At 73.0% G+C, this 26,175-nt stretch carries 22 protein-coding genes; 16 read left to right on the top strand and 6 right to left on the bottom strand.

The features are described 5' to 3' along the window. The first annotated feature begins 29 nt into the window (after positions 1-29). Both N1F89_RS03065 and N1F89_RS03060 read left to right on the top strand, forming a co-directional pair. Positions 30-1,544, top strand: a complete 1,515-nt coding sequence (locus N1F89_RS03065) for an amidase (RefSeq protein WP_290081376.1) — start codon at positions 30-32, stop codon at positions 1,542-1,544. An 11-nt stretch (positions 1,545-1,555) separates the two neighbouring features. Then, a complete protein-coding gene (locus tag N1F89_RS03060) occupies positions 1,556-3,337 on the top strand; it encodes an AMP-binding protein (RefSeq protein WP_290081368.1) in 1,782 nt (593 codons plus the stop codon). Positions 3,338-3,530: 193 nt separating this feature from the next. On the opposite strand, the gene N1F89_RS03055 is transcribed toward N1F89_RS03060, so the two are convergent. The 4 genes from N1F89_RS03055 to N1F89_RS03040 form a co-directional block, all read right to left on the bottom strand. After that, complete coding sequence (locus tag N1F89_RS03055; RefSeq protein WP_290081367.1) at positions 3,531-4,736, bottom strand: HlyD family efflux transporter periplasmic adaptor subunit; 1,206 nt, start codon at positions 4,734-4,736, stop codon at positions 3,531-3,533. 5 nt (positions 4,737-4,741) lie between these two features. After that, the gene (locus N1F89_RS03050; RefSeq protein WP_290081375.1) at positions 4,742-7,063 is read right to left on the bottom strand and encodes an ABC transporter permease; all 2,322 of its coding nucleotides are present in this window, start codon (positions 7,061-7,063) and stop codon (positions 4,742-4,744) included. 44 nt (positions 7,064-7,107) lie between these two features. Then, positions 7,108-7,815: an ABC transporter ATP-binding protein gene (locus N1F89_RS03045; RefSeq protein ID WP_290081365.1), complete on the bottom strand. Its 708-nt coding sequence runs from the start codon at positions 7,813-7,815 to the stop codon at positions 7,108-7,110. Between the two features lie 87 nt (positions 7,816-7,902). Beyond that, positions 7,903-8,841, bottom strand: coding sequence for a carbohydrate kinase (locus tag N1F89_RS03040; RefSeq protein ID WP_290081363.1), 939 nt, complete (start codon positions 8,839-8,841; stop codon positions 7,903-7,905). Positions 8,842-9,084: 243 nt separating this feature from the next. Here N1F89_RS03040 and N1F89_RS03035 point away from each other — a divergent pair, with 243 nt between their 5' ends. The 6 genes from N1F89_RS03035 to N1F89_RS03010 all read left to right on the top strand — a co-directional run bounded on the left by N1F89_RS03035 (position 9,085) and on the right by N1F89_RS03010 (position 15,182). Beyond that, positions 9,085-9,417: a helix-turn-helix transcriptional regulator gene (locus N1F89_RS03035; RefSeq protein WP_290081362.1), complete on the top strand. Its 333-nt coding sequence runs from the start codon at positions 9,085-9,087 to the stop codon at positions 9,415-9,417. Further along, positions 9,414-10,442: a permease gene (locus N1F89_RS03030; protein WP_290081360.1), complete on the top strand. Its 1,029-nt coding sequence runs from the start codon at positions 9,414-9,416 to the stop codon at positions 10,440-10,442. The genes N1F89_RS03035 and N1F89_RS03030 overlap by 4 nt, the downstream gene beginning before the upstream one ends. 178 nt (positions 10,443-10,620) lie before the next feature. Beyond that, the gene (locus N1F89_RS03025) at positions 10,621-11,943 is read left to right on the top strand and encodes a tetratricopeptide repeat protein (protein ID WP_290081359.1); all 1,323 of its coding nucleotides are present in this window, start codon (positions 10,621-10,623) and stop codon (positions 11,941-11,943) included. A 135-nt stretch (positions 11,944-12,078) separates the two neighbouring features. Continuing rightward, a complete protein-coding gene (gene xylB / locus N1F89_RS03020; protein WP_290081357.1) occupies positions 12,079-13,533 on the top strand; it encodes a xylulokinase in 1,455 nt (484 codons plus the stop codon). Then, complete coding sequence (gene xylA / locus N1F89_RS03015; protein ID WP_290081355.1) at positions 13,530-14,840, top strand: xylose isomerase; 1,311 nt, start codon at positions 13,530-13,532, stop codon at positions 14,838-14,840. Before xylB ends, xylA begins: the two co-directional genes overlap by 4 nt. A gap of 126 nt (positions 14,841-14,966) precedes the next feature. After that, positions 14,967-15,182, top strand: a complete 216-nt coding sequence (locus N1F89_RS03010) for a hypothetical protein (protein ID WP_290081353.1) — start codon at positions 14,967-14,969, stop codon at positions 15,180-15,182. 67 nt (positions 15,183-15,249) lie between these two features. Here the strand turns inward: N1F89_RS03010 and N1F89_RS03005 are convergent, their stop codons facing one another. Then, a complete protein-coding gene (locus N1F89_RS03005; RefSeq protein ID WP_290081352.1) occupies positions 15,250-16,041 on the bottom strand; it encodes an IclR family transcriptional regulator C-terminal domain-containing protein in 792 nt (263 codons plus the stop codon). 77 nt (positions 16,042-16,118) lie between these two features. Between N1F89_RS03005 and N1F89_RS03000 the strand changes: the two genes are divergently transcribed. Genes N1F89_RS03000 through pcaF form a run of 3 tightly spaced genes read left to right on the top strand, consistent with a single transcriptional unit; the run spans position 16,119 to position 18,983 of the window. Further along, a complete protein-coding gene (locus tag N1F89_RS03000) occupies positions 16,119-16,976 on the top strand; it encodes a CoA-transferase (protein ID WP_290081350.1) in 858 nt (285 codons plus the stop codon). Further along, positions 16,973-17,785, top strand: coding sequence for a CoA-transferase subunit beta (locus tag N1F89_RS02995; protein ID WP_290081349.1), 813 nt, complete (start codon positions 16,973-16,975; stop codon positions 17,783-17,785). Before N1F89_RS03000 ends, N1F89_RS02995 begins: the two co-directional genes overlap by 4 nt. Then, the gene (gene pcaF, locus N1F89_RS02990) at positions 17,778-18,983 is read left to right on the top strand and encodes a 3-oxoadipyl-CoA thiolase (RefSeq protein ID WP_290081347.1); all 1,206 of its coding nucleotides are present in this window, start codon (positions 17,778-17,780) and stop codon (positions 18,981-18,983) included. The genes N1F89_RS02995 and pcaF overlap by 8 nt, the downstream gene beginning before the upstream one ends. Here the strand turns inward: pcaF and N1F89_RS02985 are convergent. After that, positions 18,980-19,960 carry a GlxA family transcriptional regulator gene (locus N1F89_RS02985; RefSeq protein WP_290081345.1) on the bottom strand — a complete coding sequence of 327 codons (981 nt, stop codon included), beginning with the start codon at positions 19,958-19,960 and terminating at the stop codon, positions 18,980-18,982. The genes pcaF and N1F89_RS02985 overlap by 4 nt on opposite strands. An 84-nt stretch (positions 19,961-20,044) precedes the next feature. Here N1F89_RS02985 and N1F89_RS02980 point away from each other — a divergent pair, with 84 nt between their 5' ends. The 5 genes from N1F89_RS02980 (at position 20,045) to N1F89_RS02960 (ending at position 26,166) form a co-directional block, all read left to right on the top strand. Next, a complete protein-coding gene (locus tag N1F89_RS02980; RefSeq protein WP_290081344.1) occupies positions 20,045-20,950 on the top strand; it encodes a 3-keto-5-aminohexanoate cleavage protein in 906 nt (301 codons plus the stop codon). A gap of 4 nt (positions 20,951-20,954) precedes the next feature. Next, positions 20,955-21,962, top strand: a complete 1,008-nt coding sequence (locus N1F89_RS02975; protein ID WP_290081342.1) for a 3-hydroxyacyl-CoA dehydrogenase NAD-binding domain-containing protein — start codon at positions 20,955-20,957, stop codon at positions 21,960-21,962. Positions 21,963-21,968: 6 nt separating this feature from the next. Then, positions 21,969-23,132 carry an acyl-CoA dehydrogenase family protein gene (locus N1F89_RS02970; protein ID WP_290081340.1) on the top strand — a complete coding sequence of 388 codons (1,164 nt, stop codon included), beginning with the start codon at positions 21,969-21,971 and terminating at the stop codon, positions 23,130-23,132. A 106-nt stretch (positions 23,133-23,238) separates the two neighbouring features. Continuing rightward, entirely contained in the window at positions 23,239-25,356 is a 2,118-nt protein-coding gene (locus tag N1F89_RS02965) for an acetate--CoA ligase family protein (protein ID WP_290081337.1), read from the top strand. A 27-nt stretch (positions 25,357-25,383) separates the two neighbouring features. Then, on the top strand, positions 25,384-26,166 hold the full coding sequence (locus N1F89_RS02960; protein WP_290081335.1) for a carnitinyl-CoA dehydratase: 783 nt from the start codon (positions 25,384-25,386) through the stop codon (positions 26,164-26,166). The last annotated feature ends 9 nt before the right edge of the window (positions 26,167-26,175 follow it).

The raw sequence follows: 26,175 nt of genomic DNA, 5'->3' as shown, positions 1-26,175 counted from the left end.
CGCCGAAGGCGGCCACATCGGAGGCGTTCATGACCGTCAGACGACCGACCATGGAGCAGATGCGCGATCTGGTGCGCGGGCTGCACATGTCGATGAGCGACCGCGAGCTGGTCGACTACCTCGCCGTCATGGAGGACACCTTCAAGGCCTACGACGTGGTCGACCAGCTTCCCGACCACCTGCCCAAGGTGAAGTATCCGCGCACGCCCGGCTACCGGCCGAGCGGCGCGGAGAACCCGCTCAACGCCTGGTACTACAAGACCGAGGTGCGCGGCGCGGCGGCCGGGCCGCTGGAGGGCAAGCAGATCGTGCTCAAGGACAATGTGTGCCTGGCCGGCGTGCCGATGATGAACGGCGCCTCGACGCTGGAGGGCTATACGCCGGACATCGACGCGACCGTGGTCACGCGCATCCTCGATGCCGGCGGCACCATCGTCGGCAAGGCGCATTGCGAGTATTTCTGCCTGTCGGCCGGCAGCCACACCAACGCCACCGGCCCGGTGCACAACCCCTACCGGCTGGGCTACATGGCCGGCGGCTCGTCGTCGGGCTCGGGCGCGCTGGTCGGGGCCGGCGAGGTCGGCATGGCGATCGGCGGCGATCAGGGCGGCTCGATCCGCATCCCCGCCTCCTATTGCGGCTGCTACGGCATGAAGCCGACGCACGGGCTGGTGCCCTACACCGGCATCATGCCGATCGAGCCGACCATCGACCATGCCGGGCCGATCACCGGCACGGTGCGCGACAACGCGCTGCTGCTCGAGGTGATCGCCGGGGCCGACGGGCTCGATCCGCGGCAGTATGCGCCGCGCGTCGACCGCTACACCCAGGCGGTCGGACAGGGCGTCTCGGGCCTGCGCATCGGCATCGTCAGGGAGGGCTTCGGCCACGCCAACTCCGAGGCAGACGTCGACGAGGCGGTGCACGGCGCGGCCGAGAAGTTCCGCGCGCTGGGCGCCCATGTCGAGGAGATGTCGCTGCCCGCCCACCTGCAGGGACCGGCGATCTGGACGCCGATCGCGCTCGAGGGCCTGACCGACATCATGATGCACGGCAACGGATTCGCCACCGGCTGGGAGGGGCTCTACACGACGAGCCTTCTCGACTACCACGCCAACTGGCGCAGCCGCGCCGACGAACTGTCGAAGAGCCTGAAGATCTCGATGTTCGTCGGCGAGTACATGCTCAAGCACTATCGCGGCCACTACTACGCCAAGGCGCAGAACCTGAGCCGGCGGCTGCGCGCCGACTACGACGCGGCGCTCGAGCGCTACGACCTCCTGGTCATGCCGACGATGCCGATCAAGGCGCAGCCGATCCCGGCGCCCGACGACCCGCTGGCGCTCTACATCCAGCGCGCCTTCGAGGCGATCGCCAACACCGCGCCGTTCGACGCCAGCGGACACCCGGCGATGAGCGTGCCGTGCGGGCTCAGGCAGGGGCTGCCGGTCGGCATGATGATCGTCGGCCGGTTCTACGAGGAAAGCACGATCTACCGCGCGGCCGGCGCCTTCGAGGCGCTCGGCGACTGGCGCGCCATGTGAGGGAGAGGGCGATGTCCATCCTGTCGGAATCCATGGCCGGGGGGCTGAAGACCTCCCTGTTCGACGAACGGCAGGGGCGGGGCGGCGGCGCGGTCATCGCGCCGGTCGACGGCAAGGCCTACGTGTCGGGCGACCGCTCGGTGCCGCTGCGCCGGGCGACCATCCCGCAGCTCTTCGCCGAGACGGTGGCGCGCTTCGGCCCGCGCGAGGCGGCCGTCTTCCGCCAGTTCGGCCGGCGCTACTCCTATTACGACCTCGACCGGGCGGTCGATGCGCTGGCGAGCGGCTTGCTGGCGCTCGGTCTCATGCCGGGCGACCGGGTGGCGATCTGGGCGCCGAACCGGCCGGAATGGCTGATCACCCAGTTCGCCACCGCGCGCATCGGCCTGGTGATGGTCAACATCAACCCGGCCTACCGGCTGGCCGAGCTCGAATACGCGCTCAACAAGGTCGGCTGCAAGGCGCTGGTGACGGCGGCCGCCTTCAAGAAATCCGACTATCTGGGCATGATCCAGACGCTGGCGCCGGAGCTCGCCGCGTGCCGGCCGGGCGAGCTGCGGGCGGAGAAGCTGCCGCATCTGCGAACCGTGATCCGGATGGGCGAGGAGCGCACGCCGGGCATGTTCACCTTCGACGAGGTGTGCGCCATCGGCGGGCCGGCGCAGCAGCTCCGCCTCGACGCCATCAGCGGCGCGCTCGACCCGGACGATCCGATCAACATCCAGTTCACCAGCGGCACGACAGGGGCGCCGAAGGGCGCCACGCTGACGCACTACAACATCGTCAACAACGCCTTTTTCACCGCCCGCACGATGCATCTGAGCGAGGCGGACCGGCTGTGCATTCCCGTGCCGCTCTACCACTGCTTCGGCATGGTGCTCGGCACGCTCGCCTGCGTCAGCGTCGGCGCCGCGATGGTCTTCCCGGCCGAGGCCTTCGAGCCGCTGACGACGCTGCAGGCCGTCTCGCAGGAGCGCTGCACGGCCTGCTACGGCGTGCCGACCATGTTCGTCGCCATGCTCGACCATCCCGAGTTCGCCGGCTTCGACTATTCGAGCCTGCGCACCGGCATGATGGCCGGCGCGCCGTGCCCGATCGAGGTGATGCGCCGGGTGATCCGCGACATGCACATGCCGGAGGTGACGATCGGCTACGGCATGACCGAGACGAGCCCGATCTCCTTTCAGTCGAGCACCGAGGACGGGCTCGAGGAGCGCGTGTCGACGGTCGGCCGCATCCACCCGCATGTCGAGGTCAAGATCGTCGACGAGGCGGGCCACACGGTCGGCGTCGGCGAGCAGGGCGAGCTGTGCACGCGCGGCTACTCGGTGATGCGCGGCTACTGGAACGACGAGGAGCGCACGCGCGAGGCGATCGACGCCGGCGGCTGGATGCACACCGGCGACCTCGCCACGCTCGACCAGCGCGGCTACTGCAACATCGTCGGCCGGGTGAAGGACATGGTGATCCGCGGCGGCGAGAACATCTATCCGCGCGAGATCGAGGAGTTCCTCTACCGCCACCCCAAGGTGGCCGAGGTGCAGGTGTTCGGCGTGCCGGACGAGCGCTACGGCGAGGAGCTGGCGGCCTGGATCGTGCTGCAGCCCGGCGAGACGGCGAGCGAGGAGGAGATCCGCGGCTTCTGCCAGGGGCAGATCGCGCACTACAAGATCCCGCGCTACATCCGCTTCAAGGAAGCCCTGCCGATGACGGTGACCGGCAAGCCGCAGAAGTTCGTCATGCGCGAGGCGATGGCCGACGAGCTCGGCCTGGCGGAGGCGCGCACCGCCTGACCGGCGGCGGCCAATGCGCGCACCGCCGATGCGTTCACCGGCGTCAATGTCGGTGCCGCGCGGCTCGGGCAGGCGGTTCCTCAGGCGGGGCGCTTCTCCGCCGGGCGTGCCGCCGAAGCGCTTGACCGCTCGTTCGGCGCGTCTTGCCGCGGCAAGGCTCGCGGCGCCGGACATGCGGCCCGCGCGCGGCGCCTCAGCCCTCGATGCGCCGGTCGACCAGCGTGCCGTCCTCGATCGTGTCGCTGGGATGCAGCACCACCACGTCGCCCGGCGCCAGACCGGAAAGCACCTCGGCCGTCTCGTCGTTCATCCGGCCGATCTGCAGGTCGGCGCGGCGCACGCGGTCGTCGGCGCCGACGACGAAGACGCTCCAGCCGTCGCCGGCGCGGAACAGCGCGCTGATCGGCACCTGCAGGCAGCGCGCGCACTCCCACACCGTCATCTCGGCGAAGACGCGGTAGCCGTGGCCGAGGCGCGGCTCCGCCTCGGCCAGGTCGAGCACGGCATTGACCCGCTGCTCCTCGATGCCGAGTGCCGAGACCTTGGTGAAGGCGGCGGGATCGACGCGGCGCACGGTGGCCGCCAGCGCCGCGTCGCCGCCCCAGTCGGTGATCGTCGCGTCGGCGCCGGGGCGGATGCGCACGGCGTCGGCCGACAACAGGTCGACGACGATCTCGAGCTCGGCCGGATCGCCGATCTCGGCGATGCGGGTGCCGACGGCGACGGCCTGCTCGCTCTTGGCGAAGACCTCGAGCACGACGCCGTCGACCGGCGCGGTGACGCTGACGCAGCAGCCGGCTTCGCCGTCGCTGTTGCGCTCGGGCGGCATCAGCCGCGCCTCGGCGGTGGCCAGCTCGGCCTTGCGCACGGCGATGGTGGCGTGCGCGGCGTCGACCTGGGCGCGGCGCAGCTCGACCTCGCTCTCCGCCTTCTGCAGCGCGCTTTCGGAGATGATGCCGGGGCCGTAGAGCTTGAGGGCGCGGGCCTGCTCCTCCTCGGCCAGCTTGAGCGCGGCCCGGGCGCGCTTCAGGTCGGTCTCGGCGATGGCGACGGCCGAGCGCGCCGCCTCGCGGGCGGCGACGAGCTCGGCCTCGGTGCGCTTGTCGATCAATGGCGGGTCGAGCGGCTCGATCGAGGCGACGACCGTCTCGCCGGCCGCCACCGGGTCGCCCTCCTCGAGCAGCGTGCGGGCGAGGTGACCGGCGATCGGCGCGGAGATCGTGTAGACGTCGCGCACGCGCGTCACGCCCTCCTCGCGCACGGTCACCTGCATCGGCGCCTCGGCGACGACCGCCGCGTCGACCAGCACCGGCTGCTCGCGCAGCGCATAGGCGAAGCCGGCGACGACGGCGACGGCCGCCGCGCCGAGGCCCAAACGTTTGATCCAGACGCCTGTCATGGCGGTCACTCCCGGGTCTTGAGCACGCGCACGAGGTCGAGGCGGTTGATGCGCCGGCGCACGATCAGCGCCGACAGCGCGGCAACCGCCAGCACCACGAGGCTGGCGAAGGCGAAGGTCGAGGATTCGATGACGAAGGGGATGGTGAAAAGGTCGCTCTCGAAGCCGCGCACCACGGCGAGCGAGAACAGGTAGCCGATGGTCCAGCCGAGCGGCTGGGCGATCAGCACCACGGTGCCGAGCTCGATCAGCAGCACGCTCGACACCTCCGTCTTGGTGAAGCCGAGCACGCGCAGCGAGGCGAGCTCGCGGGCGCGCTCGGAGAACTGGATGCGGGCGGAGTTGTAGACCACGCCGAAGGCGATGATCACCGCCAGCGCCGTGTAGACCGACGTCATGATCGTGATGTTCTCCTCGATCGTGGCGCGAAAGCGGTCGCGCGAGATGCCCTGCAGGGCGATCGAGGCGATGGCCGGCGTGCGCTTGATCTCGGCATAGAGGCGGTCGAGGGCGGCGCGGTCGACCGACACGCGCACGCCGGAGATGCGGTCGCCGTCGCCGATCAGCCGGTTGAGCGCGTCGAGGCGCATATAGGCACCGAGCCCGACATAGCTCTGCACGATGCTGGTCACCGGCACCTCGACGATGCGGTGGTCGCGCTCGAGCAGCTCCACCCGGGCGCGGTCGCCGACCGAAAGGTGCAGAATCTGCGCGACGCGCTCGGAGACGACGAGGCCGCGCTCGGGCGGCTCGACCGCCTCGAGGTCGCGGTCGAGGATGCGCGCGAGATCGGCCTCGGGTGGCAGGCCGACGATCGCCAGGCGGCGCTCGCGGTGCGCGTTGCGCAGCAGCACGGGCGCGGCGCGGAACGGCTCGGCGCGCAGCACGCCGGGCAGGCGGGCGACGTCCTGCAGCGCGCGCGGCGCGCGCGGATGGGCGAAGGTCAGCGTCGCGTCCTGCCGCTCGGTGCGGAAGAACACCGTGTCGATCATGAAGGCGATCGAATCGAAGGAGAACAGCGCGGTGACCAGCAGCGCCACGGCGAGCCCGGTGCCGAGCGCGGTGAGCGCGGTGCGCAGCGGCCGGCGCACCAGGTGGCGCAGCGCCATGACGGTGAGCTGCGAAAAGACGCGCAGCAGCGCCGTGCCGCGCGAGAACACCGTGCGGTAGCGCGTCGGCGCCGGCGGCCGCATGGCCACCGCCGCCGGCAGCGACACCACGCTCCACAGCGCCCGCGCCGCGCCGGCCAGGGCCGCCGCCGCGGTGACGCCGGCGGCGATGGCGTAGAGATCGAGGCTCTGGCGGAAGATCAGGAAGGGGAAGGTGAAGAACTCGGCATAGAGCTCGGTCAGCGCACGGCCGGCCCAGTTGCCGGCCAGCGCGCCGACCAGGACGCCGACCGCGGCGATGGTCAGCACCAGCTTGGCGTAGTGCCAGGCGACGGCGGCCTCGCCGTAGCCGAGCGCCTTCAGGAGGCCGATCTGCTCGCGCTCGAGGGCGATCAGGCGCGACAGGATCATGTTGACCAGGAAGGCGGCGACGAACAGGAAGACCGGCGGGATGACGGCCGCCATGGCGGAAAGCTGCACCAGCTCGTTGTCGAGGAAGGCATGCGAGGTCTGGATCGAGCGGTCGTGCGCGCCGGTGCCGCCATAGGGCTCGAGCAGCGTGTCGAGGCGGTCGACCACGGCGTCGACATCGGCGCCGCGATGCGTCCTCAGCGCCACGTCGTTGAAGGCGCCGGCCATGTCGAACAGCCCCTCCATGGCCGAGCGCGGCATGAAGAAGACGCCGAAGCGGCGCTGGTCGGGCACCATGTCGCCGGGGCCGATGGCATAGACATATTCGGGCGACAGCACGATGCCGGTCACCGTCAGCGTGCGCTTGCGGCCGTTGAGGATTGCGCCGAAGCGGCTGCCGGGGCGCATGCCGTGCGCGGCGGCGAAGGGCTCGGTGACGGCGACCTCGCCGGCGCGGTCGGCGTCGGGCAGCCGGCCGGCGCGCAGGTAGAGGCGGTTGACGGCCGGTTCGCCATGGTCGGGAATGGAGACGGCGAGGCCGGTGGCCGGCTCGGCCATGCCCTCGATGTCGAGCACGGTGGTGCGCACGACGCGCAGCGCCACCGCGCTGACGCCCGGCAGCCGGGCGATCTCGCCGTGCATGTAGAGCGGCGCGCGGGTCACCGAGGCGAAGACGGAGGCGAAGCGGTAGCGCTCGTAGAAGGCGCTGCGCGTCTCCTCCAGCGAGCGGTAGCTGCCCATGGCGATGACGATGGTGGCGACGCCGCAGGCCATCACCAGGCCGATGGCGAGGATCTGCGCCCACATGCGCGCCAGGTCGCGCACCAGCTTGCGGTCGAGGACGGCGAGCCTCACCACGTCACCTCGGCCGGCTCGAGCCGCGTCGCGTTGACCTTCGTCTCGGCGATGCGCCCGTCGTGGAAGGTGAAGACGCGGTGCGCGATCGCCTGGATGCCGGCATTGTGGGTGATGATGGCGGTGGTGGTGCCGAGCTCCTCGTTGATGCGCGACAGCGCCTCGAGCACCAGCACGCCGGTCTTGGAATCGAGCGCGCCGGTCGGCTCGTCGCACAGCAGCACCTCCGGCCGCTTGGCGATGGCGCGGGCGATCGCCACGCGCTGCTGCTCGCCGCCGGAAAGCTGCGCGGGGAAATGGCTCATGCGCGGCGCCAGGCCGACCAGGTCGAGCGCCTCGTCGGGACTCATCGGATCGCGGGCGATCTCGGTGACCAGCGCGACGTTCTCCCACGCCGTCAGGCTGGGGATCAGGTTGTAGAACTGGAAGACGAAGCCGACATGGTCGCGCCGGTAGCGGGTGAGCTGGCGCTCGCTCAGCGCGGTGAGGTCGCGGCCGCGGAAGTGGACGGTGCCGTCCGAGGCGCGGTCGAGCCCGCCCATGATGTTGAGCAGGGTCGACTTGCCGCTGCCGGAGGGGCCGAGCAGCACCGCCATCTCGCCCTCGTAAAGGTCGATGTCGACGCCGCGCAGCGCCCACACCTCGACCTCGCCGGTGCGGTAGACCTTGGTGACGTCCCTGGCTGTGAAGATCGGCTCTGCCATGCGCTCGGCTGTCCCGGTGAAGCCCGCCTGTCTATGCCGCCGCGCCTGCCGCGGCCTTGATGCGGGTCAAACCGGCGCGCCGCACCGTCAGAGCGCGCCGTCGCCGGCCAGTTCGTCGCGCCAGGGCGGGTTGGCGCCGCGCCGGGCGACGGTCATCGCGGCGACCTCGACGCCGGCGGCAAGCGCGGCGGCGAGGTCGGCCTCGCCGATGGCGCGCAGCGCGCGGCGCGAGAACAGCGCCCGCGCCTGCAGCACGGCCAGGACGCCGGCGTCGAAGGCGTCGCCGGCGCCCACCGTGTCGACCACCGCGGTCGGCGGCGGCGCGGCTTCGAGACGGTGGGCGGCGGTGTGCGCGCTGGCGCCGTCGGCGCCGCGCGTCAGCAGCACGACCGAGGGGCCGGCCTGCAGGAGGGCGCGGGCCTGCGCCTCCGGGTCGCCGGGGCCGGCGTACCAGGCGAGATCCTCGTGCGACAGCTTGAGGATGTCGCAGCGCGCGACGAGCCGGGCGAGGCGGGCGCGATAGCGCGCCGCGTCGGCGACGAAGGCGGGGCGCACGTTCATGTCGAGCATGACGACGCGGCGCCGCGCCTCGCGCACCAGCAGCGCCTCCAGCGCGCCGGCGACCGGCTCGGCGGCGAGGCTGATGCCGCCGAAGAACACGGCGTCGGTGTCGTCGGCGAGCGCCGGCAGCGCCTTGCGGGTCAGCATGCGTCCGGCGCTCGCCTCGTCGAAGAAGGCGTAGCGCGGACGGCCGCCGGAGTGCTGCACGAAGGCGAGCGTGGTCGGCCGGTCGCAGCGCACCGCATGGCGCAGGTCGACGCCGCTGCCGACCAGCGTGTCGCGCAGGATGTCGCCGAAGAAGTCGCTCGACAGGCCGCCGAAGAAGCCGACCGGCGCGCCGAGCCGGCCGAGCGCGACCGCCGTGTTGAAGACCGAGCCGCCGGCCTGCGGCGCGAAGGCGGGCAGCCCCTCGGCGCTCTCGCAGGGCAGCATGTCGATCAGCGCCTCGCCGCAGCACAGGATCATCGCCGGCCACCCGCGCGCATCGTCGCGGCCGCCGGCCCTGCCGGAACGCCCCGTCGGATGGTGGCTGTCGTGGTCGCTGCGATGGCGCGTCTCCCTGCCGTCGGTGCGGATGCCCCGCCGTCGCGGCGGGGCCGGAACGGCGCTCTGGATGACGGCTGCCGGCCGGCGCGTCAAGGCCGCCGGCCGTCCGGCGCTTGCGCGGCGGTCCAAAACTCATTAATCTAGATAACTAGAATAATAGGAGTGACTGCCGTGCTCGCCATGGAGGAAGCCGCCCAGGGATTCGCCGCCGTCGGCTCCGAGCCGCGCATCGAGGTCCTGCTGTGCCTGGTGCGCGCCGGCGAGGCGGGACTCGCCTTCGGCCAGATCCAGGCGCGCACCGGCATGCCGCCGTCCACGCTGCTGCACCATCTGCGCTTTCTCGCCGCCGCCGGCCTCGTCACGCAGGAGCGGCGCGGCCGGCAGACGATCTCGCGGCCGGCCTTCGACCGGCTGAGGGCGCTGTCGACCTTCCTGCTGGCGCAGTGCTGCGCCGATGAGATCGGCGCTGCCGCGGTGGCGGAGGCGACGGCGTGACGGCGCTCGTCCAGTCGCTCGCCCGGCTCGGGCCGCGCCGCATCGACGGCGCGTGGCTGGCCGCCGGCCTGCTCGTCGCGGCCGTCGCGCTGCTCGACCGCGCGCAGCTTGCGCCGACGCTGCGCTTCGCGCTCGACGCGCTCGTCTCCACCGCGCCCTACATCGCCTTTGCCGTGCTGCTGCTCGCCTCGTTGCGGGCGAGCGGGGCCGACGGGCTGGTCGCCGAGGCCTTCAAGGGGCGCGAGGTGCGCATGGTCGCGGTGGCGGCGCTGGTCGGCGGGCTGGCGCCGTTCTGCTCCTGCGAGGTGATCCCGTTCATCGCCGGGCTTCTGGCGATGGGCGCGCCGCTGTCGGCGGTCATGGCGTTCTGGCTCGCCTCGCCGCTGATCGACCCGGCGAGCCTGCTGATCACCGCCGGCGCGCTCGGCTGGACCTTCGCGCTCGCCAAGGCGGGGCTGGCGGTGGCGCTCGGCCTGTTCGGCGGCTATGCGATGATGGCGGCGCTGCGCGCCGGCGGCTTTTCCGAGCCGCTCAGGCCGCAGCCCCGGCGCGGCTGCGGCTGCGGCGCCTCGCCGCTCACCGGCCGGCCGGTATGGCGCTTCTGGCGCGAGCCGGTGCGGCGCGGCACCTTCGCGGCCGAGGCGCTCGCCAACGCCCATTTCCTGCTCAAGTGGCTGGCGCTCGCCTATCTGATCGAGGCGCTGATGATCGCCTATGTGCCGGCCGAGACGATCGCCGGGCTGGTCGGCGGCGCGGGGCTGTGGCCGGTGGTGCTGTCGGCGCTGGTCGGCGCGCCGGCCTATCTCAACGCCTATGCCGCGCCGCCGCTGGTCTCGGGCCTGATGGCGCAGGGCATGACGGCCGGCGCGGCGATGGCCTTCATGGTCGCCGGCGCGGTCAGCTCGATCCCGGCGATGACGGCGGTCTTCGCGCTGGTCCGGCCGGGCGTCTTCGCCGCCTATGTCGGGCTCGGCCTGGTCGGCGCGGTGCTGTCCGGCCTCGCCTACGGGCTGATCGCCGGCTGAGCGCCGGCGCCCGGCGCGCGGCCGCGAGATCGTGGCCGCGCGCGGCTTCACAGGCTTCGCCGTCGTGGTCTAAGCTTCTCGCCGAAACGGCCAGAGCCGTTCTGCGTCTGACGGCACCGCAGATCGGCTCCGGCTTATCGTTTTGACGCGTTTTCACGCGGAGCGGTGGCGACAGGCGATGCAGGACGACCTCGGCAACCCCCTGAGCGGCGCCGGCGCCGACGGCGCGGCGCACTACCGCCGGGCGGTCGCCGACCTGCAGCGCTTCGTCGGCGACCCGGTGGCCGCCGTCGACGCGGCGATCGCGGCCGATCCCGGCTTCGTCATGGCGCATGTCTTCAAGGGCTATCTGTTCGGCCTGTCGACGGAGGCCGGCGCCGCGCCCGTCGTCGAAGCCTGCCACCGCGCCGCCGCCGCGCTGCCGGCGTGCGCGCAGGAGCGTGCCCATGTCGCCGCGCTCGGCCATCTCGCCGCCGGGCGCTGGCACGAGGCCGGCCAGGTGCTCGAGGACCTGACGATCGACCATCCGCGCGACGCGGTGGCGCTGCAGGCCGGCCACCAGATCGACTTCTTCACCGGCAATGCGCGCATGCTGCGCGATCGCATCGCCCGTGCGCTGCCGGCCTGGGACACGGCGATGCCGGGCCATCACGCCGTGCTCGGCATGCACGCCTTCGGCCTCGAGGAGACCGGCGACTACGCCCGCGCCGAGGCGGCCGGCCGGCGCGCCGTGGCGCTCGAGCCGCGCGACGGCTGGGCGCAGCACGCCGTGGCGCATGTCATGGAGATGCAGTGCCGGCAGCGCGACGGCATCGCCTGGATGCGCGCCAACCCGGACAACTGGACGCGCGACAGCTTCTTCCAGGTGCACAACTGGTGGCACCTGGCGCTGTTCCACTACGAGCTCGGCGAGATCGACGCGGTGCTGGCGCTCTATGACGGGCCGATCTACGGCGCGCAGTCGACGGTGGCGCTCAACATGGTCGACGCCGCCGCGCTGTTGTGGCGGCTGCATCTGGGCGGCGTCGACGTCGGCGACCGCTGGCAGGCGCTGGCGCGCAACTGGGCGCCGCATGCGGCGGCCGGCAACTACGCCTTCAACGACATGCACGCGATGATGGCCTTCGTCGGCGCCGGCCGCGAGGACCTCGCCCGCCGGCTGCTCGAGGCGCAGGCCGAGGCGCTGGCCGGCGACGCCGACAACGCCCGCTTCACGCGCGATGTCGGCCAGCCGCTGGCGCGCGCCATCCACGCCTTCGGCGCCGGCGACTACCGCACGGCGGTGCGGCTCATCCGGCCGGTGCGGCCGCTCGCGCACCGCTTCGGCGGCAGCCACGCGCAGCGCGACGTGATCGACCTGACGCTGATCGAGGCGGCGCTGCGCGGCGGCCAGGCGCGGCTTGCCGCAGCACTCGCCGCCGAGCGCTTCGACGCCCGGCCGCAGAGCCCCTTGTCGGCGCTGTTCGCGCGCCGCGCCGGCACGCTGGCGCCGGTCGCCTGAGCGGCCGGCGGCGGCGCCGCGGAGCGCGCGGCCTTTGCCTTTCGCGGCCGGCCGTGCATATTTGTTCCGGGACTCGAAAAAATTGACTCCGCCCGCGGCCCGGCGCCCGAGGCGGAGCGCGGGAGGACGGCGGGCATGTATCTCGGGCTCGACCTCGGCACCTCGGCGCTGAAGGCGCTCCTGGTCGACGACGCGCAGCGCCCGGTCGGCGCGGCGAGCGCGCCGCTCGCCGTCTCGCGGCCGCGGCCGGGCTGGGCCGAGCAGGACCCGGCCGACTGGATCGCGGCGGCCGAAAGCGCGCTCGACGCGTTGCGGCGGGCGCATCCCGCGGCGCTCGCGGCGGTGCGCGGCATCGGCCTGTCGGGCCAGATGCACGGCGCGGTGGCGCTCGATGCCGGCGACGCGGTGCTCAGGCCGGCGATCCTGTGGAACGACACGCGCGCGGCCGCCGAGGCCGCCGCGCTCGACGCCGACCCCGTCTTTCGGCAACTGACCGGCACCATCGTGTTTCCCGGCTTCACCGCGCCCAAGCTCGTCTGGCTCGCCCGGCACGAGCCGGACGTCTTCGCGCGGATCGCCGGCGTTCTGCTGCCGAAGGACGTCCTGCGCCTGTGGCTGACCGGCGAGCGCGTGTCGGAGATGTCCGACGCGTCCGGCACCGGCTGGCTCGACGTCGGCGCGCGCGGCTGGTCGGAAGCGCTGCTCGACAGGAGCGGCATGCGGGTCGGGCAGATGCCGCGCCTGGTCGAGGGCACGGCGGTCTCCGGCCGGCTGCGCGGCGCGCTCGCCGCGCGCTGGGGCATGGTCGGCGGGGTGGCGGTCGCCGGCGGCGCGGGCGACAACGCGGCTGCCGGCTGTGGCGTCGGCGCGGTGGCGCCGGGCGCCGCCTTCGTCTCGCTCGGCACGTCGGGCGTGCTGTTCGCCGCCGCCGACGGTTTTCGGCCGAACGCCGGCAGCGCGGTGCACACCTTCTGCCACGCGCTGCCGGGCGCCTGGCACCAGATGGGCGTGATCCTGTCGGCGAGCGACGCGCTCGACTGGCTGGCCGGCATCGTCGGGCGCGACGCCGCGGCGCTGAGCGATGCGCTCGGCGACACGCTCGCCGCGCCGGCGGGCACGACCTTCCTGCCCTATCTCGGCGGCGAGCGCACGCCGCACAACGACGCCGCCATACGCGGCGCCTTCGTGGGGCTGGCGCACCAGAGCGACGCCGCGGCGCTGACGCGGGCGGTGCTGGAAGGCGTCGGCTTCGCCTTCCGCGACAGCCTGGAGGCGCTCGCCGCCGCCGGCACGCCCGTGACGCGGCTGACGGCGGTCGGCGGCGGGGCGCGCTCGGACTACTGGCTGAAGGTGCTCGCCACGGCGCTCGGCGTGCCGGTCGAGCGGCCGGCCGACGGCGATTTCGGCGCCGCCTTCGGGGCCGCGCGGCTCGGCATGATCGCCGCCGAGGGAGCGGACCCGGCGGCGGTGTGCACGGCGCCGCCGGTCGCCGCCACCTTCGCGCCGGAGACCCGGCTGCAGCCGGCCTTCGACGACGCCTACCGGCGCTACCGCGCGCTTTATCCCGCCCTCAAAGGAGCGACATCGTGAGCACAGGCTTTTTCGGCGACCGCGGGCCGATCCGCTACGAAGGCCCCGACAGCGACAACCCCTTCGCCTATCGCCACTACGATCCCGACGCCGTGGTGATGGGCCGGCGGCTGGAGGAGCACCTGCGCCTGGCCGTGTGCTACTGGCACAACTTCGTCTATCCCGGCAGCGACCCGTTCGGCGCGGACACCTTCGCGCGGCCGTGGTTCGGCGCCGGCATGGAGGACGCGCGGCGGAAGGCCGACACCGCCTTCGAGATGTTCGCGCTGCTCGGCACGCCGTTCTTCTGCTTCCACGACCACGACGTCAGGCCGGAGGGCGCCACGCTCGCCGAGAGCACCGCCCGGCTCGACGCGATCGCCGACCATCTCGCCGGCCACATGGAGCGCACCGGCGTCAAGCTCCTGTGGGGCACGGCGAACCTGTTCTCCAACCCGCGCTACATGGCGGGCGCGGCGACCAACCCGGATCCCGACGTCTTCGCCTACGCGGCGGCGACGGTGAAGGCGTGCCTGGAGACGACGCACCGGCTGGGCGGCGAGAACTACGTGCTGTGGGGCGGGCGCGAGGGCTACGAGACGCTGCTCAACACCGATCTCGCACGCGAGCTCGACCAGCTCGGCCGCTTCCTGTCGCTGGTCGTCGAGCACAAGCACAGGATCGGCTTTCGCGGCGCCATCCTGGTCGAGCCGAAGCCGCAGGAGCCGACCAAGCACCAATACGACTTCGACGTCGCCACGGTGTACGGCTTCCTGCGGCGCTACGGGCTCGAGAACGAGGTACGCGTCAACATCGAGCAGGGCCACGCGATCCTCGCCGGCCATTCGTTCGAGCACGAGATCGCGCTCGCCAACGCGCTCGGCATCTTCGGCTCGATCGACATCAACCGCAACGACTACCAGTCGGGCTGGGACACCGACCAGTTCCCCAACAACGTGCCGGAGGTGGCGCTCGCCTACTACCACATCCTGGCCGGCGGCGGCTTCTCGACCGGCGGCACGAACTTCGACGCCAAGCTCAGGCGCCAGTCGATCGACGCCGACGACCTGCTGCTCGCGCATGTCGGCGGCATCGACACCTGCGCGCGGGCGCTCAAGGCGGCCGCGCGCATGCTGGAGGACGGCGCGCTGTCGGGACCGCTCGCCGAGCGCTACGCCGGCTGGCGCACGGCGGAGGCGCGCGCGATGCTCGACGGCGAGCGCTCGCTGGCCGAGATCGCCGAGCGGGCGCTGGCCGAGGGGCTCGACCCGCGGCCGCGCTCGGGCCGCCAGGAGGCGCTGGAGAACGTCGTCAACCGCTACGTCTGACGGGCCGCGGCCGGGCACGCCGGTTGCGGCCATGGCGGCGGCCGCGCAACGGTTTTTCCCGACTTTCGTCGAAGCGTCGCGACGCTGCCTTCAAACCGTCAGGATGTCGCGGCTAGGATCATCCGCATGAGACGAATCGCCAACGCCCCCGCGACCGGACCCGCCGACGACGAGGCGGAGATCGATGCGCTGCTCGCCGCCGGCGAGGAGCTGTCGATCGTCGACAGCGTGCTCGCGCTGCCCAAGGGCGGCGCGGCGGACCCGGTGTGGGAGCGGGCGGTGCACGACCGCCTGCAGGTGCGGCTCGCCCGGCGCCTGCGCCAGGCGATCGAGCGCGCCTGAGGCTCCACCGCGTCGTGCTGCCGCGTTTGCCGACGGCGAACCGGTTTCCCCTTCGCCTGGTGACCCTCTAGGCAAGCGCCAGAACGTCCTCGATGCGGCGGGCGGCCTCGAGTAGCCGCGGCAGCGCGGTCTCGCGCAGCGCCGCGAGCGAGGTGCGGCCGGCCTGCGCCGACAGGTTGACGGCGGCGACGATGCGGCCGGCGCGGTCGCGCACCGGCACGGCGATCGAGCGCAGGCCGAGCTCCAGCTCCTCGTCGACCAGCGCGTGGCCGTCGCCGCGCACGGTCGCGATCAGCCGCGCCAGCGCGGCGCGGTCGGTCACCGTCTTGGGCGTGCGCGCGGCGATCGCCGCCGTCGCCAGAAAGCCGGCGAGGGCGGCGTCGTCGAGGTCCGACAGCAGGACGCGGCCCATCGAGGTGCAGTGCGCGGGCAGCCGCGTGCCGACATGCAGCGCCACCGACAGGATGCGCGGGCCGGCCGCCCGCGCGACATAGACCACGTCCTCGCCCTGGCGCACGGCGGCCGAGCAGGATTCGCCGAGCGCCTCGGACACCTCGCGCAGGATCGGCTCGGCGCGCGTCCACAAGGGCGCGGCGCCGAGCCAGGTGCGCGCCAGCGACAAGAGCCGCGCCGACAGCGCGAAGCGCCGGCCGGTCTGCACCGCATAGCCGGCCTCGACCAGCGTCAAGAGCAGGCGGCGCGCGCCGGCGCGCGTCAGCCCGGCCTCGGCGGCCACCTCGGTCAGCGTCAGCCCGTCCGGGCGGGCGGCCAGCACCTCGAGAACGGCGAGGCCGCGCACCAGCGCGCCGATGCGCTCGCGCCCGGCGGCGCCATGCGTTGACAGCGGATCGTCGGTCATCTACCAAATATCGCAGAAAGAACTTTTGTTCGCAATACGAACTTTTTGCTTCGCAGGTCTGGCACGGAGGCGTGGGCATGGCCCGTTTCATGCCGCTGGAGGAGGCGGTCGCGACCCATCTGAAGGACGGCGACACGGCCGCCTTCGAGGGCTTCACCCATCTCATCCCGACGGCCGCCGCGCATCAGGCGATCCGCCAGGGCGTCAGCGATCTGGTGCTGGTGCGCATGACGCCGGACATCGTCTACGACCAGATGATCGGCATGGGGCTGGCGCGCAAGCTCGTCTTCTCCTACGCCGGCAATCCCGGCGTCGGGCTCCTGCGCCGGCTGCGCGACGCGGTGGAAAACGGCTGGCCGCGACCGCTGGCGCTCGAGGAGCACAGCCACGCGGCGATGGCCAACGCCTACGAGGCCGGCGCGGCGGGGCTGCCCTTCGCCGCCTTTCGCGGCTATCGCGGGGCCGGGCTCGCCGCCGTCAATCCCAACATCCGGCAGGTGACCTGCCCGTTCACCGGCGAGGTGCTGGCCGCGGTGCCGGCGCTGCGGCCGGACGTCGCCTTCATCCACGCCCAGAAGGCCGACCGCAAGGGCAACGTGCTGGTCGAGGGCATCGTCGGCATCCAGAAGGAGGCGGTGCTGGCGGCGCGGCGCGCCGTCGTCACGGTGGAGGAGGTGGTGGAGGATTTCGCCGGCCTGCACCCCAATCTGTGCGTGCTGCCGCACTGGACGGTGGCGGCGATCAGCGTCGTGCCGGGCGGCGCCCACCCCTCCTACACGCACGGCTACTACGAGCGCGACAACCCTGCCTATCTGGAGTGGGACCGGGTGGCGGCCGACCGCGAGGTCTTCGCCGCGTGGATGAAGACGCACGTGCTCGACGCAGGCCCCGGCGTCTTCGCCGAGCGCGTCGCCGGACTGGGGGTGGAGCGATGAGCGTGGACAACGTCACGCCCGGCGAGATGATGACCATCGCGGCGAGCCGGGCGCTCAGCAACGACGACGTGTGCTTCGTCGGCATCGGCGCGCCGTCGGCCGCCTGCAACGTGGCGCGGCTGACGCATGCGCCCGACATCACGCTGATCTACGAATCCGGCACCATCGGCACCGCGCCCGACGTGCTGCCGCTGTCGATCGGCGACGGCGAACTGTGCGAGACGGCGCTGACCACCGTGTCGGTGCCGGAGATGTTCCGCTACTGGCTGCAGGGCGGCCGCATCACCATCGGCTTTCTCGGCGCCGCCCAGATCGACCGGTTCGGCAACATCAACACCACGGTGATCGGCGACTATGCGCGGCCGACGGTGCGGCTGCCGGGCGGCGGCGGCGCGCCGGAGATCGCCTCGGCCTCGCGCGAGGTCTTCGTCACCATGGCGCAGTCGAAGCGCGGCATGGTCGAGCGCATCGACTTCTTCACCTCCTTCGGCCACGGCGAGGGCGGCGACCACCGCCGCCGGCTCGGCCTTCAGACCAAGGGACCGACGCTGCTGGTCACCGACCTGGCGATCTGGAAGCCGGACCCGGAGACGAAGGCGTTCACCGTCGTCTCGCTGCATCCCGGCGTCACCCGCCAGGCGGTGCAGGAGACCTGCGGCTGGCCGGTCCGCTTCGCCGACGACCTTGACGAGACGCCGCCGCCGAGCGACGTGGAGCTCGAAACGCTGCGCGCGCTCAAGGCGCGCACCGAGGCCGCGCATGCCGGCAGGGCCGGCGGCGGCACGAGAAAGGGACCGAACGATGGCTGACGCCTTCATCTGCGACTATGTCCGCACCCCGATCGGCCGCTTCGGCGGCGCGCTTGCCGCGGTGCGGACCGACGATCTGGCCGCCGTGCCGCTCAAGGCGCTGATGCAGCGCAACCCCGGCGTCGACTGGGCGGCGGTCGAGGACGTCGTCTATGGCTGCGCCAACCAGGCCGGCGAGGACAACCGCAACGTGGCGCGCATGGCGCTGCTGCTGGCCGGCCTGCCGACCGACGTGCCGGGCGCCACCGTCAACCGTCTGTGCGGCTCCGGCATGGACGCGCTGACCATCGCCGCGCGCGCCATCAAGGCCGGCGAGGCCGAGCTGATGGTCGCCGGCGGCGTCGAATCGATGAGCCGCGCGCCCTTCGTCATGCCCAAGGCGGAGACGGCGTTCTCGCGCCGGGCGGAGATCCACGACACGACGATCGGCTGGCGCTTCGTCAACCCGCTGATCGAGAAGCAGTACGGCATCGATTCCATGCCCGAGACCGGCGAGAACGTCGCCGAGGCGTTCGCCGTCAGCCGCGCCGACCAGGACGCCTTCGCCGTGCGCAGCCAGGACAAGGCCGTCGCCGCGCAGCAGAACGGCCGGCTGGCCAGGGAGATCGTCGCCGTCACCATCCCGCAGCGCAAGGGCGAGCCGGTCGTCGTCGACACCGACGAGCATCCGCGCGCCGGCACCACGGTCGACAAGCTCGCCAAGCTGCCGACGCCGTTCCGCGCCGGCGGCACGGTGACGGCGGGCAACGCATCGGGCGTCAACGACGGCGCGGCGGCGCTGATCGTCGCTTCTGAGGCTGCGGCGCGCCGGTACGGCCTGACGCCGATCGCCCGCGTGACCGGCGGCGCGGTGGCCGGCGTCGAGCCGCGCATCATGGGCATCGGTCCGGCGCCGGCGACGCGCAGGCTGTGTGCCCGGCTCGGCCTGACGCCGGCCGATTTCGACGTGATCGAGCTCAACGAGGCCTTCGCCAGCCAGGGCATCGCGGTCCTGCGCGAGCTCGGCGTGGCCGAGGACGCGCCGCATGTGAACCCGAACGGCGGCGCAATCGCGCTCGGCCATCCGCTCGGCATGTCGGGCGCGCGCATCGCCGGCACGGCCGCCCTCGAGCTCGCCGCCGGCGGCGGCCGCCGCGCGCTCGCCACCATGTGCATCGGCGTCGGCCAGGGCATCGCCGTGGCGCTCGAGCGGGTCTAGCCGCGGCGCATGCGGCTCGGCGCCCGGCCGAAGGCGCGGGCGAAGGCGCGCGAGAAGGCGGCGGCTGAGGAAAAGCCGGTGCGCGCGGCGATCTCGGTCATCGGCTCGGCCGTGTCGAGCACCAGCCGGCGCGCCGCGTTGAGGCGCAGACGCAGATAGTAGGCGCCGGGCGTGGCGCCGATGGCGCGCGCGAAACCGGTCTCCAGCGTGCGCGTGCTGGTGCCGACGCGGCGCGCGATGGCAGCCACCGCCAGCGGCCGGTCGAGATGGCTTTCCATCAGCCGCACCGCCTGGGCGAGCCGCGGATCGTAGCCGTCGAGCCGGCCGAGCGAGACGAGCGGCTGGGCGTCGGTCGCCGCGCGCGCCTGGTCGTAGACGAACACGCTGGCCACATCGAGCGCGACGGCCATGCCGAGCCGGGCGCGCACCAGATGCAGCATCAGGTCGAACACCGGCGAGGCGCCCCCGGCGGTGAACACCGCGCCGTCGACGACGTAGCGGTCGGGCGCCACCTCGGTGTCGGGGAAGGCGGCGGCGAAGTCCTCCAGATCCTCCCAGTGGGTGGTGGCGCGCCGGCCGGCGAGCAGCCCGGCGCGGCCGAGCAGCCAGGTTCCCGCCTCCACGCCGCCGACGGCGCGCGCCGTGCGCGCGGCGCGGCGGAAGCCGGCGACGAGCGGCGGGGCGGCCTCGATGCGCGTGCCGAAGCCGCCGATGGCGACCAGCGCGTCGCAGGGCGCGGCCGGCTCGAACGGTCCGGCGACGGCGACCGGCAGGCCGCAGGTGGTGATGGCAGGCGCGCCGTCGGGCGAGGCGAGCGACCAGGCGAAGGCCTCGCGGCCGGCCACCCGGTTGGCCGCGCGCAGCGGGTCGATCGCCGAGGCGACGCACATCACCGAGGCCCCCGACAGCACCAGAAAGCGCAGGGTGAGGGTGGCCGGCTCGGGCCGGAAGATCGACAGGGCTTCGCTGTGCATCAAGCGATCTTCGTAAATCGCAAAGCACCGGCCGGCAAGTCCGGCATCATCTGCGCCATCCGACAATCAAGGCCAGGAGGAGAGGGCATGGCTCTCAAGGCAAGCCGCGACGTGTTCATCACCTGTGCGCTGACCGGCGCCGGCGACACGGCCGGGCGCTCCGACAAGGTGCCGGTGACGCCGCGGCAGATCGCCGATTCGGCGATCGAGGCGGCCGAGGCGGGGGCCGCCGTGGTGCACATCCATGTCCGCGATCCCGCCACCGGCAAACCGGCGCGCGACGTCGCGCTCTACGAGGAGGCCGTCTCGCTGATCCGCCGGTCGGGCGTCGACATGGTGCTCAACCTGACCGCCGGCATGGGCGGCGACCTGACGCTCGGCAGCGTCGAGGCGCCGCTGCCGCCGGCGCGCGAGGGCACCGACATGATCGGCGCCGAGGAGCGGCTGGCGCATGTCGCCGCCATCCGGCCGGAGATCTGCACGCTCGACTGTGGCACGATGAATTTCGGCGAGGGCGACTACATCATGGCCAACACGCCGGCCATGCTGCAGGCGATGGCCGGCCGCATCCGCGAACTCGGCGTCAAGCCGGAGATCGAGATCTTCGACACCGGCCACCTGGTGCTCGCCAAGTGGCTGGCGAGCCAGGGGCTGCTCGACGACCCGGTCCTGGTGCAGCTCTGCATGGGCATTCCCTGGGGCGCGCCCGACGACATCGGCACGCTGATGGCGCTGGTCGGCAACCTGCCCGAGGACTGGCTGTTCTCCGCCTTCTCGATCGGCCGCAACCAGCTTCCCTATGTCGCCATGGCGGTGCTGGCCGGCGGCAACATCCGCGTCGGCCTGGAGGACAATCTGTGGCTGTCGAAGGGCGTTCTGGCGACCAACGGGGCGCTCACCGAACGCGCCGTGGCGATCGCCGAGAACATGGGCTGCCGCGTGCTCGGCCCGGATGCCGTGCGCGAGAAGCTGAAACTCGAGAAGCGGTGGTAGGGCGATGAGCAAGCCGGCAAGGGCCGCCGCCATCGGCGGCGGCGTCATCGGCGCGGGCTGGGTCGCCCGGCTCGCGCTCAACGGCATCGACGTCGCGGTGCACGATCCCGACCCGGAGGCCGAGCGCAAGGTCGGCGCGGTGCTCGACGGCGCGCGCCGCGCCTATGCCGCGATGACGGCGGACAGGCTGCCGCGGGAAGGGCGTATCCGCTACGCCGCCTCGGTGGCCGAGGCGGTCGCCGATGCCGAGTTCATTCAGGAAAGCGTCCCGGAGCGGCTCGAGATCAAGCACAAGGTGCTGGCCGAGATCGACGCGGCGGCGCCGGCGACGGCGCTGATCGGCTCGTCGACCTCCGGCATCAAGCCGAGCGACATGCAGAGCGCGCTGGCGCGGCCGGAGCGGCTCGTCGTCGCGCATCCCTTCAACCCGGTCTACCTGCTGCCGCTGGTCGAGATCGTCGGCGGCGAGCGCACCGCGGCCGACACGATCGAGCGCGCCCGCGCCGTCTACGCCGCGATCGGCATGAAGCCGGTCGTCATCCGCAAGGAGATCGAGGCCTTCGTCGCCGACCGGCTGCTCGAGGCGGTGTGGCGCGAGGCGCTGTGGCTTATCCGCGACGACGTGACGACCGTCGAGGAACTCGACGACATCATGCGCTACTCGTTCGGCCTGCGCTGGGCGCAGATGGGGCTGTTCCAGGTCTACCGCATCGCCGGCGGCGAGGCGGGCATGCGCCACTTCATGGCGCAGTTCGGGCCGTGCCTGGCCTGGCCGTGGAGCCGGCTGACCGACGTGCCGGAGCTCACCGACGCGCTGGTCGACAAGATCGCCGAGCAGTCGGACGCGCAGGCGGGCGGGCTTTCGATCCGCGCGCTGGAGCGCATCCGCGACGACAATCTGATCGCCATCATGGCCGCCCTCGCCGGACAGCGAGACGGCGAGGGATGGGGCGCCGGGGCGCTGCATCGCGACTATGTCGCCGCGCTCCAGGCGGCGGCCGAGAAGGACTGACGGGCCATGGATTTCGCCCTGACCGAGGAACAGCGCGCCATCGTCGCCACGACGCGCGCCTTCGTCGAGAACGAGCTCTATCCGCACGAGCGCGAGGTCGAGCGGACCGGCCGGCTCGAGCGCGCGCTGATCGAGGAGATCAAGGCCAAGGCGATGGCCGCCGGCCTCTACGCCGCCAACATGCCCGAGGAGGTCGGCGGCGCCGGCCTCGATACGCTGACCTGGCTGCTCTACGAAAAGGAGCTCGGCCGCGCCAACTACGCGCTGCACTGGACCTGCGTGGCGCGGCCCTCCAACATCCTGCTCGCCGGCACGCCCGCGCAGCGCGAGCGCTACCTGATGCCGTGCATGCGCGGCGAGACCTGGGACTGCCTGGCGATGACGGAGCCCGGTGCCGGTTCCGACCTGCGCGGCATGGCGGCGAGCGCCGTGCGCAAGGGCGGCGACTGGGTGCTCAACGGCACCAAGCACTTCATCAGCCATGCCGACATCGCCGGCTTCGTCATCGCCTTCATGGCGACCGGCGAGGAGGACGGGCCGCGCGGCAAGCGCAAGCAGATCACCGCCTTCCTGGTCGACAAGGGCACGCCCGGCTTCACCGTGCGCGAGGGCTACGGCAACGTCTCGCATCGCGGCTACACCAACGCGGTGCTCGAGTTCGACGACTGCCGGGTGCCCGACGCGCAGGTGCTGGGCGAGGTCGGCAAGGGCTTCGAGGTGGCCAACGAATGGCTCGGCGCGACGCGGCTGCAGGTCGCCGCCACCTCGCTCGGCCGCGCCGAGCGGGCGCTCGGCCACGCCATCGAATGGGCGGCGGCGCGGCGCCAGTTCGGCCAGCCGATCGGCCGCTTCCAGGGCGTCTCCTTCAAGCTCGCCGACATGGCCACCGAGCTCAAGGCGGCCGAGCTCCTGACGCTCGAGGCCGGCTGGAAGTACGACCAGGGCACGGTCACCGATTCCGACATGGCGATGGCCAAGCTGAAGGCGACCGAGATGCTCGCCATGGTGGCCGACGAGGCGATCCAGATCCATGGCGGCATGGGGCTGATGGACGAACTGCCGCTCGAGCGCATCTGGCGCGACGCGCGCGTCGAGCGCATCTGGGAAGGCACCAGCGAGATCCAGCGCCACATCATCTCCCGCGCGCTGCTGCGCCCGCTCGGCGCGTGAGGCGGGCGATGGCGGCGTTCGGTCGGTTGCAGGGGCGGGCGCCGGGTGCGGCGCACGCGGACCTGCCGCGCGCCGCGCGGCGGTTGCGGGCCAGAGGGGGCGGCCGGTGAGCCGGCTCGAGCGTCTTTTCCGGCCGCGCTCGATCGCCGTCTTCGGCGGCGCGCAGGCGGCGGCCGTGATCGAACAGTCGCGCAAGATGGGCTTCTCCGGCGCCATCTGGCCGGTCCATCCGAGCCGCGAGACCGTCGCCGGGCTGCCGGCCTACCGCTCGGTCGACGCACTGCCGGAGGCGCCGGACGCCGCCTTCGTCGGCGTCAACCGGCATCTGACCGTCGACATCGTGCGCGCGCTCGCCGCGCGCGGCACCGGCGGCGCGGTGTGCTACGCGTCGGGTTTCGCCGAGGCCGGCGCCGACGATGCCGAGGGGGCGGCGCTGCAGGCGGCGCTGGTCGCGGCGGCCGGGCCGATGCCGATCGTCGGGCCCAACTGCTACGGCCTCATCAACTATGCCGACGGCGCGCTGTTGTGGCCCGACCAGCACGGCGGCCGGCGGCTCGACGCCGGCGGCCGCGGCGTCGCCATCCTCACCCAGTCCTCCAACATCGCCATCAACCTGACGATGCAGCGTCGCGGCCTGCCGCTCGCCCATGTGATGACGGCGGGCAACCAGGCGCAGACCGGCCTGTCGGAGATGGCGCTCGGCCTCGTCGAGGATCCGCGCGTCAGCGCGCTGGGGCTGCACGTCGAGGGCTTCGATTCGGTGGCCGGCTTCGAGCGGCTGGCCGCGCGCGCCCGCGCGCTCGGCAAGCCGGTGGTCGCCTTCAAGGCCGGCCGCTCGGAGCAGGCGCGCACGGCGGCGCTGTCGCACACCGCCTCGCTGGCCGGTTCCGACGCGGCCGCCGACGCCTTCCTGCGCCGGCTCGGCATCGCCCGCGTCGGCTCGGTCCCGGCGCTGCTCGAAACGCTGAAGCTCTTGCATGCGGGCGGCCCGCTCGCCGGGCCGCGGCTGTCGTCGATGAGCTGCTCGGGCGGCGAGGCCTCGCTGATGGCCGATGCGGCGGCCGGCCGCGCGGTCGGCTTTCCGGCGCTCGACGCGGCGCATCGGGCGGCGATCAAGGCGACGCTGTCGCCGCTCGTCGCCGTCGCCAACCCGCTCGACTACCACACCTTCATCTGGAACGACCGGCCGGCGCTCACCGCCACCTTTTCGGCCATGCTGGCCGGCGGCTTCGACCTCAACCTGCTGGTGCTCGATTTCCCGCGCGCCGACCGCTGCGCCGACGACGACTGGTGGCCGACCGCCGACGCCTTCGCCGACGCGCTGGCCGCCACCGGGGCGCGCGGCGCGGTGGTGGCGACCATGGCGGAGAACCTGCCGGAAGCGGCCGCCGAACGCCTGGCGGCGCGCGGCGTGGCGCCGCTGATGGGCGTCGCCGAGGCGCTCGAGGCGGCCGAGGCGGCCGCCGCCATCGGCGCGGCCTGGCGCGCCGCGCCGGCGGCGCCGGTGACGACGTCCGTCGCGTCCAACCCGGCGGCGGCACCGCGCACGCTGGGCGAGGCGGAGGCCAAGGCGCGGCTCGCCGCCGGCGGCCTGCCGGTGCCGGCCGGCCGGGTCGCGGCAACGGCGGGCGAGGCGCAGGCCGCGGCCGCGGCGCTCGGCTTTCCGGTCGCGGTCAAGGCGCTCGGGCTCTCCCACAAGTCGGAGCGCGGCGGCGTGCGGCTCGGGCTCGGCGATGCGGCGTCCGTCGCCGCGGCGGCCGCGGCGCTGCTGCCGCTCGGCGACGGCCTGCTCGTCGAGCGCATGGTGGAAGACGGCGTCGCGGAGCTGATCGTCGGCGTGACGCGCGACCCGGTGTTCGGGCCGGTGCTGACGCTCGGCACCGGCGGCATTCTGGTCGAGCTCCTCGGCGACACGGCGACGCTGCTGCTGCCGGCCACGCGCGCCGCGATCGAGGACGCGCTCGGCGGGCTGAAGCTGTTCGCGCTGCTCGACGGCTATCGCGGCCGGCCGAGGGGCGACGTGGCGGCGGCGGTCGACGCGATCGCCGCCATCGCCGGTTTCGCCGTCGACCAGGCCGGACGGCTCGACGAGCTCGACGTCAATCCGCTGATCGTGCGCCGGGCCGGCGCGGGCGCGGTCGTCGCCGACGCCCTGATGGTCGGCCGCTTCGAAGGGGTCGAGCCGTCCGCGGCTCCGCTCGCGGCGGCGGCCGAACGCGGGTAAGGCTCTGGTCAATTGGAGGAAAGCGACATGTCCGACGTGATCCGCACCCGGCGCGAGGGCGCCATTCTCGAGGTGACGCTCGACCGGCCGAAGGCCAACGCCATCGATCTGGCGACCTCGCGCGCGATGGGCGAGACCTTCCGCGCCTTCCGCGACGACGAGGCGCTGCGCGTGGCGGTGCTGCGCACGGCCGGCGACAAGTTCTTCTCGGCCGGCTGGGACCTCAAGGCGGCGGCCGGCGGCGACGCGGTCGACGGCGACTACGGCGTCGGCGGCTTCGGCGGCCTGCAGGAGCTGATCGGCATGAACAAGCCGGTGATCGCCGCCGTCGACGGCATGGCGGTGGGCGGCGGCTTCGAGCTGGCGCTGTCGTGCGACCTGATCTACGCCGCCGAGCACGCCACCTTCGCGCTGCCGGAGATCCGCGCCGGCACGCTGGCCGACGCGGCGACCGTCAAGCTGCCCAAGCGCATGCCCTACCATGTGGCGATGGACCTGCTTCTCACCGGCCGCTGGATGGATGCGGCCGAGGCGCAGCGCTGGGGCGTGGTCAACGAGGTGCTGCCGGCCGACCGGCTCGAGGCGCGCGTGTGGGAGGTGGCACGGCTGCTTGCCTCCGGGCCGCCGCTCGTCTTCGCCGCCATCAAGGAGGTGGCGCGCGAGGCCGAGGCGATGAGCTTCCAGGACGCGATGAACCGGATCAACCGGCGCAAATTCGCGACCGTCGACCGGCTCTACGCCTCGGAGGACAACCAGGAGGGCTTCCGCGCCTTCGCGGAAAAGCGCGATCCGGTGTGGAAGGGGCGGTAGCGCGCCAGC

The sequence above is a fragment of the Aquibium sp. A9E412 genome (assembly GCF_030398335.1).
In the GTDB taxonomy this organism is placed as follows: Bacteria; Pseudomonadota; Alphaproteobacteria; order Rhizobiales; family Rhizobiaceae; genus A9E412.
This window is presented reverse-complemented; position numbering and strand designations above follow the sequence as displayed.